Source organism: Rhizobium sp. RU36D (assembly GCF_900176345.1).
Taxonomy (GTDB): domain Bacteria; phylum Pseudomonadota; class Alphaproteobacteria; order Rhizobiales; family Rhizobiaceae; genus Allorhizobium.
This window is the reverse complement of the sequence record NZ_FWXU01000069.1, coordinates 1-1505: the sequence shown is the minus strand read 5'-3', so window position 1 is coordinate 1505 and position 1505 is coordinate 1. Positions and strand designations below refer to the sequence as shown.

Annotated in this window: 1 protein-coding gene; it reads right to left on the bottom strand. The window is 59.1% G+C overall.

The window, feature by feature from the left end; all coding sequences use genetic code 11:
- The coding region (locus tag B9A97_RS29185) for an ISL3 family transposase (RefSeq protein ID WP_084369332.1) at positions 1–1423 on the bottom strand (1423 nt) is incomplete at its 3' end.
- Positions 1424–1505 lie beyond the last annotated feature (82 nt).

The following is a 1505-nucleotide window of genomic DNA, read 5'->3' as shown; positions in this document are numbered from 1 at the left end:
TCTGAACCGCTGCCCGGTCGCGGATGACTCCGTTGGCGAATGACGCGACCAGGCTTCTTGCTGCGCGGTCGATCCAAGCTTCCAGATTGTCTTTAGACTTGCTGCGCAGCATTTTGTGGAAGCTCTCGACGACATCCCTGGCCTCAACAAGATCCGGTAGTCTCTCTTCGATGGCGGCGACTGTCATCGTTTGAGCCTTGGTCAGGTTGTTGCGTTCAAGCGTCATCAGGCGGACGATAGTGCGTGCGGCCGGCGCATGTCCGAGTCCATTCTCCGCCTTTTCGGCACGCCTTCGCCGCGTTGCCCATTCGGTGACAACACGCAGACCGCCGCCGAAGCCGGCCAACCGAAGCTGCCGCCAAAGTTCAGCGCCGTTCCGCAATCCGGCGTCCCATTGCGCTTCAAGCCAAGGGAGATGTGGTTCCAGGGAAGTTTGCCGGACCCGAAAGATGTCGGTCCGCTGACCACGGACGACACTGCGAACCAGCTTTCGGCTGTGCCCCGTTTTGCGCACGATCTCCTTGATGGACACGCCTTCGCTGACGAGACCACGGATGACAGCGTTTGCCTCTTCACGCCGCAGATAACCCTCATATTGCAGTCGCTCGGCGGCTGTCAGAAGCTTTGGATTTACAGTTGCTGTGCCGATTGCAATGCGGACCTGCCGCATCGACTTGCGAACGGCGTCAAGAAAGGCGTGGCTGGCGTTTTCCATCAGATGCCAGCGGTCGGCGACCTGTTCTGCGTATGGCAGGGCTTGTGCAGCGGCCTGCGCATACCCGCCGCCGCGATCTCGTGCGACGATTTCGATCTGCGGCTGCTCGACCAGCCAAGCCTTTGCGGTCGAGGGTTCTCGGTCGGGCAACAGCGCGATCGTCTTTCGTCGCTCCAGATCGCAGATGATAGTGCCATATCGGTGATTGCGACGCCACGCCCAGTCATCAATGCCGATGACGCTTGGCGGCGGTGGTGGTGGGCGATCATATCGGCGAACGGTTCGAAGCAGCGTGTCATTGCTAACCGGTAACCCGAGACGATCTGCGAACCGTGCTGCTGGCCGACCACCCAATGCCAAAGCGAGATGGTGAACCAAGGTCTCCAGGCGCGCTGTCCGGCGGGCCATGGGTCGGATCACGCCATCACCGAAACGCTCGGCGAAAATCCTTCGGCGGCAATGGACGACATTGCAGACGAAGCGTCGGACCGTCAGGTGCAGCTTGATCCTTCGGCCGGCACACGGCAGATCGGTGATAATCCGAGAATAGCGGCTATGAACACGATAGGAGGTCGTGCCGCATTCGGGACACCTGCAACCTCGGGACTGACCATGTGCGGTGACGACGATCACATCGGGTCTGTGATCAACTGATTCCACGTTCAACTCGGCAGGGATTAAATCGGAAAGCCGAAAATAGGCTCGCATGGCGCTGATTCTCCTTCAAGAATCAGGCCAGTACAATCCGAAACATCATCAAGAATGAGTCAGAGCCAATTTTGCACGCCGA